Here is a 589-nt window from a genome sequence, read left to right on the forward strand (position 1 = left end):
GGTTCATCGCACTTTACCGGGAAACGCGGCTTTGATTTTGAGGAAGAAGTAGTCGGCGTTACGAAAGCCATAGGCTTGGCGTTTGATGACTTTAATGCGGTTGTTCATGCCTTCGAGCACGCTGGTATTCATCGGGTGCACCGCACTGGCGATGATGCCTTCAACGTAAGCTGACAGGCGTTTGGCAAACTGCTGCAAGGGCGCGATGCCCGACGCCATGGCCATGGCGTACCACTGAGCCCAACGGGCTCGGGCTGCTTTTATGCTCGGCGCAAACCATAGCTCCTTAAGCTGAGCCTTGAGCACATAGGCCGTCATCAGCGGGACATTGGCCGCCAGTAGTTCGTCGAGCGCGCTGGCCTGGTCGGGCTTGAGATTGTCGCGGTTACGCAGCAGCAGCCAGCGGCTGCGCTTGACCACGCGCCGTGCCGGCGCGTCGTGGCGCAGGGCATTGGCCTGATCCACCCGCACGCGATCGACAACCTCGCGGCCATACTTGGCGATGACGTGGAACAGGTCGTAGACGACAAGTGCATTGGGGCAGTGCGCGCGGACTTCGAGATCGAAGGCCGTATTCATATCCATGGCG

1 protein-coding gene is annotated in these 589 nt (G+C 59.8%); it reads right to left on the minus strand.

Going from position 1 to position 589, the window contains the following annotated elements; all coding sequences use genetic code 11:
* Nucleotides 1–3 precede the first annotated feature (3 nt).
* Nucleotides 4–589: ISL3 family transposase (locus C41B8_RS19190; RefSeq protein WP_037342040.1), on the minus strand; the 586-nt coding region annotated here is incomplete at its 5' end.

Source organism: Salinisphaera hydrothermalis C41B8, assembly GCF_000732535.1.
Lineage (GTDB): Bacteria > Pseudomonadota > Gammaproteobacteria > Nevskiales > Salinisphaeraceae > Salinisphaera > Salinisphaera hydrothermalis.